Source organism: Candidatus Planktophila sp. (genome assembly GCF_046070465.1).
Lineage (GTDB): Bacteria > Actinomycetota > Actinomycetes > Nanopelagicales > Nanopelagicaceae > Planktophila.
Window position 1 is genome coordinate 1 of the sequence record NZ_JBJTMK010000138.1, and the last position, 5,775, is coordinate 5,775.

The following is a 5,775-nucleotide window of genomic DNA, read 5'->3' on the forward strand; positions in this document are numbered from 1 at the left end:
ACTTTGCGCGTGCCGATGAACCAGAAGAGAAGCAGAATCAAGAGCAGCTCGAAAGATTTAATGCGATGGTTGCCACTCTCCACGAACTTGGATTCACCAACATTCTCCGCCATATTTCTAACTCGGCAGCAACGCTTTCCAATCCAGATGCAGCCCATGACATGGTGCGCACAGGAATTGCAATGTATGGATTGACTCCAGATGTTGCGATGGGCTCATCCAAAGAATTTAGCCTCCGCCCGGCGATGCAATTGCGTGCTGCTCTCTACCTTGTAAAAGCGGTTCCAGCAGGAACACCAGTTGGATACGGAGCGACTGAAGCAACGACACGCGATACCAAACTTGGGGTTGTGACGATGGGCTATGCCGACGGAATCCCTCGCATCGCAAAAGGCGCGGGCGTGTGGTTCAACGGAAAACGTGCACCGATTATCGGCCGCGTTTCAATGGATCAATTCGTTGTCGACCTAGGCCCAGAATCCACTGCAAAATCAGGGGATTGGGTAGTCGTCTTCGGAAATGGCTCACATGGCGAGTACACCGCCGATGATTGGGGCGCAGCCTGCGGAAGTATTAATTATGAGATTGTGACCCGAATCGGCCCTCGTGTGCCTAGAATCTACTCTGCTCATGTCTACTAATAACACTCTGCTCGAAGCCAAAGATGTCAATGTTGCCTTTGGTGGTTTACGTGCGTTGTCCGGAGTAAATCTCACCGTCAACAACCATGAAGTTGTAGGGCTCATTGGCCCCAACGGTGCGGGCAAGACGACAATGTTTAACAGCATATGCGGAATCGTCACACCAGATTCTGGAACTCTCTCATTTGAAGGCCACGATGCAGGATGGCCTGCTACTGATCAACTCGCAAAGCTTGGTATCGCTCGCACTCTTCAGGGGGTTGGACTCTTCCCAGAGCTCTCCGTTATTGAAAACGTCATGCTCGGCGCTCAGAAGTTTGCACGCACTGGATTGCTCTCAGCATCCTTTGGACTCAACACTCGTGATGAGAAAGATTTACGCGACCGCGCACATTACGCACTTGAGCGTGTTTACTCCGCTTCGATTAGCGCTCAACGCGCCGGTTCACTTTCCTATCCTGATAGCAAGCGAGTTGCGATTGCGCGTGCACTTGTAAGTCACCCAAAACTTCTCTTGCTCGACGAACCCGCAGGTGGACTTGGTGCTCAAGATATTGAGTGGCTCAATCGCTTAATCAGCGACCTATCGGGCGAAATGTCTATCCTGATCGTCGAACACCATATGGATGTTGTGATGTCAGTGTGCGATCGCATCTATGTTCTCAACTTCGGTGAAGTAATCTCATCTGGAACACCTGACTTTGTTCGCAATGATCCTGCGGTCATTACCGCCTATCTTGGAGCTGATGCCAAGTGACGCTGCATGTAGAAAATCTCACTGTTCACCACGGAGCAATCCAGGCGCTGACAAGCGTCTCATTTGATGTGAAAGAGGGCGAGCTCACTGCTGTTATTGGCTCTAACGGAGCCGGTAAATCAACGCTCTTGCGCACACTCTCTGGACTTAAATCTGCAACTCACGGATCTGCATCATGGAAGGGTCACAACCTTCTCCACGGTAAAGCTGAATCACATGTGCGCCACGGTGTTGCGCATGTATCTGAAGGTAAGTCTGTTATCCCAGAGCTCACAGTGGAAGAGAATCTTGATCTCGGTGCTCTTTGGCGTCGCAATAAGAGTGAATCAGCGACCACAAAGCGCGAAGTATTCGATCTCTTTCCTCGCCTGGAAGAACGTCGCAAGCAAAACACCGAGACTCTCTCTGGCGGTGAACGCCAGATGCTCGCAATTGGTCGTGCACTGATGTCAAAACCAGAGCTGCTGCTTCTCGACGAGCCGTCACTTGGATTGGCACCACTTCTTGTCAAACAAATTTTCGAAGCAATCGTCAATGTCACCAAGCAATATGGTTTATCTGTCGTTCTTGTCGAGCAGAATGCGATGGGCGCGCTTGCTATTGCTAATTCAGGAATTGTTCTCAATCTCGGCACAATTGCCACGACTGGCACAGCTCAAGAACTTATCTCTGACCCTGCAGTTCGCGCTGCCTACCTAGGATATTAAGGGGGAGTAAAGAATGTTCCAGCTGCTTAATACTCTCCTTATCGGAATCACATCGGGTGCTATCTACGCGCTGATGGCACTTTCAATCGTTCTCGTCTGGCGCTCCACTCGAGTGATCAACTTTGCCCAGGCAGGTCAGGCTTTGACCTCAACATTTATTGGCTTCCAAACATTGAAATATGTTGATTCATTCTGGATTGCTTTGGCAGTTGCAATGCTTGCAGGAGCAGCTCTCTCTGCGCTGATTGAAATCACATTGATGCGAGTCTTGCTGAAGCACTCTTCCAGTGGAGCAATTGCAGGCGTTGCGCCGATTATCGCAACGCTCGGTTTGCTCGAGGTTATTCAAGGAGCAATCACTTTGATTTGGGGAGGCGCAGATTCACTGATCACGCCACCGCTTTCCAATACTGGTTTCACTATTGGTACCAATACATTGGTCTTCTCGCCCATGAAACTGGCAATTATCGCCATCGTCGGAATTCTTCTCATCATCCTCTCGCTGATTGTGCAGAAGACTTCGATCGGTCTCTCATTGCGCGCAGCAGCCTTCTCACCTGAACTCGCTCGCCTCGCTGGTGTTCGCGTTGACGCAGTGCGCACTGCAGGATGGGCGCTCTCAGGTGCGACTGGTGCTGTGGCTGGGTTACTCCTAGTTGCTAATGGAAACGGTGCCTTCTCTACCGCCTCCATCGAATTCTCACTCCTGCTTATCTCAGGATTCATCGCTGCGGTGATCGGTGGTCTTGAGAGCCTGCTCGGCGCAGTCATCGGCGGTTTGGCGCTCGGAATCATCACATCATGTGTGCTGATGTACATCAGCGATTCGCTCTTCTTTATTGCCCCGTTTGTGATTCTTTTGTTAGTCCTCTTCATTCGCCCTCAAGGCATCCTCGGCAAGAAGGGTGGGCGTCGTGCATAAGCTCTCTAATAAGGTCCGCATCCTGATCTTTATTGTTCTGGGATTCCTTATTTACTTATTGAGCAATAACGTGGATGAGCTTCGCGTGTATCAGGGCGCTCAAGTTGCAGTCTTTGTTGTCGGAATCGCATCCATAATTTTGCTGACTGGATATTCAGGGCAAGTGTCATTGGGTCAAGGAGCGCTGTTAGGTGTCGGTGGATATGCCGCAGCCCTTTCACATCTACATTGGCATCTTCCTATTCCTGCAACATTTGCAATTGCAATTCTTGCTGCAGCAGGAGCAGGTGCACTCTTAGGAATTGCAGCGGCGCGTTTATCAGGACCGTATCTTGCAGGTGCAACACTTGCACTTGCAGTGGGACTTCCATCAATCGCAAATCAATTTACAGTTTTAGGTGGCGAACAAGGTCTCTTCTTCGATGTTGGATTTCCACCGGCATCGCTCGGCGAAGATTTCACTCAATATAAATGGTTCTTCTGGATCGCCTCCCTTGCTACTTTGATAGCGATTTTTTGGTTACAAAATGTTATGAGATCGCGATATGGACGTACCTGGAAGGCAATTCGCGGCAGTGAAGTTGCAGCAGAATTGGCGGGGGTAAATATCGCACGCGCGAAAATTCTTGCCTTCACACTCAGCGCGGGCGTTGCCGGCCTCGCAGGGGCTTTATTGGCTATGACTATCGGCACGGTGTCGCCAAGTGCTTTCCCATTGGCCCTCTCATTTTCTTTGCTGACAGGCGCGGTTCTCTCTGGCGTAACTACCCTCGGAGGCGTCATGATTGGGGCAGTGACTCTGGTCGCTATCCCTGAGATCGTCGGAACGATTGTTAATCGATTCGGCGCAACTGAGGCGGTAGCGAACAACCTGCCTCACATCGTTGTAGGAACGCTTTTGATTCTGACCGTGGTCTTTGTACCAAACGGCCCGGTAGAGCAGATGCGATCACGACGATTGAAGAAGGAGAAGAGTCTCTAAAATCCCGAAAGGGCCCTCAATGGAAGGAAAGAGATGAAATCTTTTAATCGTCGTAAGCTGATTTCAGCTAGTGCGATTCTCGCGGCAACTGCGCTCACAGCAACAGCAGTTCCCGCACAGGCATTCTCACCAAAGACAGAAGTTGGTGTAAGCCAAACTGAAATTAAGTTGGGTGTAACTCTCCCAATGACAGGTGCAGCTTCACCTGGATATAACAAGGTTCCAGGCGCAATGAAGGCCTACTTTGATTATGTCAACGCTAACGGCGGAGTAAATGGACGCAAAGTCACTTTGGTAGTCAAAGATGATCAGTACGTTCCAACTCAAGCTGTAGCAAAGACAAACGAACTCATTCTCAAGGACCGAGTCCTCGCACTCGTTTCACCATTGGGCACAGCAAATAACAAGGCGGTCGCAGCATCTGTTAATCCAGGCAAGCGCGGCGTTCCAGTTCTCTTTGTCAATACAGGATTTAGCGGATTCGCTGACACCAAGAAGTATCCAACTACTTATGCAATCTTGCCTTCTTATGTAATGGAAGCAAAGATCATGGCTGAGTACATCAAGGATAACTTTGCAGGTAAGACTATTGGTCTCGTCTATCAGGATGACGACTTCGGATCAGATGCACTTGCAGGCTTTAAGTCAGCTGGTATCAAGTTCGCAACAACAGTCGGATATGCATCTGGTTCACAGAGCGCAACAACTGCAGCTGGTTGGGTTACAAAGCTCAAGGCAGCTAACTGCGATGTTGTAATCCTCTTCGGTGTATCAAGTGCAACAGCAGCCGGCCTCGGCACAGCAGCAGCTCTTAAGTACACACCACAGTGGATCCTCGGTTCCGTCGGTGGCGATGCAACAACCATTAAGGCAGCTGGCGTTCCAGCTGGCGTTCTCTACAACGCTGTTGGCGCATCATTCTTGCCAGCAACAACAGACACAGCTGATGAATATGTAGCTCTCTTCCAGAGCATCTACTCAAAGGCAGTGCCAGGTTCAGCATTTGATAACAACGTACTTGTGGGAATGAACTCAGCATTCGTCACAGTTCAGGCTCTTATGGCAGCAGGCGCAAACCCAACTCGTAAGTCATTGCTCGCAGCAATTGATTCAAAGGGCTCAACATTTGCTTCAGCTGCACTTCTTCCATTGAACTACTCAAAGACAAGCCACGTTGGCTACAACGGTTACTGGTTTGGAAAGTACTCACCAACTGGAGATCTCAAGCCAGACGGTGGCAAGTACACGCTCTACACAACCGATTCAGGCTCAGGCGCTGTTGTTAAGTCAACATGGAAGCGTCCAGCTATGCCAGCGAAAGGACTACCTAACTAATGAGAATCTCTCATAAGTCACGCCTTACAACTCTCGTAGGTGCTGCAGCTCTTGTAGCAGCTTCACTCTCAATGGTTCCTGCACATGCTGCAGCTGTTGGACCTCTCTGCGATGGCAAGTCTCCAATTCAGTCATGCCAAGGCACGACTGCAGATGGTGCGCCATATGCAATGCAGGTGCCTGCAAACTTCAACGGAACAGTAGTTTTGTGGTCACACGGCTACCGTCCAAACGTTGATGTTCCTGTAGGAATCCCGGGATATGGCGGCTACAAGGTAACCAATACGCCAGAGACCGCACCTGGTCAATCAGAGGCAAATATGGCCCCAACTCAGTACCTCTTGAGCCAGGGATATGCGCTTATGGGTTCAGGTTTCTCTCGTCAGGGATGGAACCTCGATGCAGCTGTTGCAACTAACGTTGAGTTGGTA

At 50.1% G+C, this 5,775-nt stretch carries 5 protein-coding genes and 2 pseudogenes; all 7 read left to right on the plus strand.

The window, feature by feature from the left end:
- On the plus strand, nt 1-641 hold a 641-nt coding region (gene alr, locus ACKOVI_RS06170), incomplete at its 5' end, for an alanine racemase (protein WP_509603213.1).
- Nucleotides 631-1,398, plus strand: a complete 768-nt coding sequence (locus tag ACKOVI_RS06175; protein WP_509603214.1) for an ABC transporter ATP-binding protein — start codon at nt 631-633, stop codon at nt 1,396-1,398. The genes alr and ACKOVI_RS06175, both read left to right, overlap by 11 nt.
- Nucleotides 1,395-1,883: pseudogene (locus tag ACKOVI_RS06180) on the plus strand (ABC transporter ATP-binding protein); the annotation flags it as partial. The gene ACKOVI_RS06175 and the pseudogene ACKOVI_RS06180, both read left to right, overlap by 4 nt.
- Nucleotides 1,884-2,118: 235 nt before the next feature.
- Nucleotides 2,119-3,027, plus strand: coding sequence for a branched-chain amino acid ABC transporter permease (locus tag ACKOVI_RS06185; RefSeq protein ID WP_509603215.1), 909 nt, complete (start codon nt 2,119-2,121; stop codon nt 3,025-3,027).
- A complete protein-coding gene (locus ACKOVI_RS06190) occupies nt 3,020-4,009 on the plus strand; it encodes a branched-chain amino acid ABC transporter permease (RefSeq protein ID WP_509603216.1) in 990 nt (329 codons plus the stop codon). The genes ACKOVI_RS06185 and ACKOVI_RS06190 overlap by 8 nt, the downstream gene beginning before the upstream one ends.
- A 33-nt stretch (nt 4,010-4,042) precedes the next feature.
- Entirely contained in the window at nt 4,043-5,344 is a 1,302-nt protein-coding gene (locus ACKOVI_RS06195; protein WP_509603217.1) for an ABC transporter substrate-binding protein, read from the plus strand.
- Nucleotides 5,344-5,775: pseudogene (locus ACKOVI_RS06200) on the plus strand (hypothetical protein); the annotation flags it as partial. The gene ACKOVI_RS06195 and the pseudogene ACKOVI_RS06200, both read left to right, overlap by 1 nt.

Coding starts and splice junctions, on each gene's coding strand:
- ACKOVI_RS06195 (WP_509603217.1), top strand. CDS start 4,043: ATGAAATCTTTTAATCGTCGTAAGCTGATTTCAGCTAGTGCGATTCTC.
- ACKOVI_RS06175 (WP_509603214.1), top strand. CDS start 631: ATGTCTACTAATAACACTCTGCTCGAAGCCAAAGATGTCAATGTTGCC.
- ACKOVI_RS06185 (WP_509603215.1), top strand. CDS start 2,119: ATGTTCCAGCTGCTTAATACTCTCCTTATCGGAATCACATCGGGTGCT.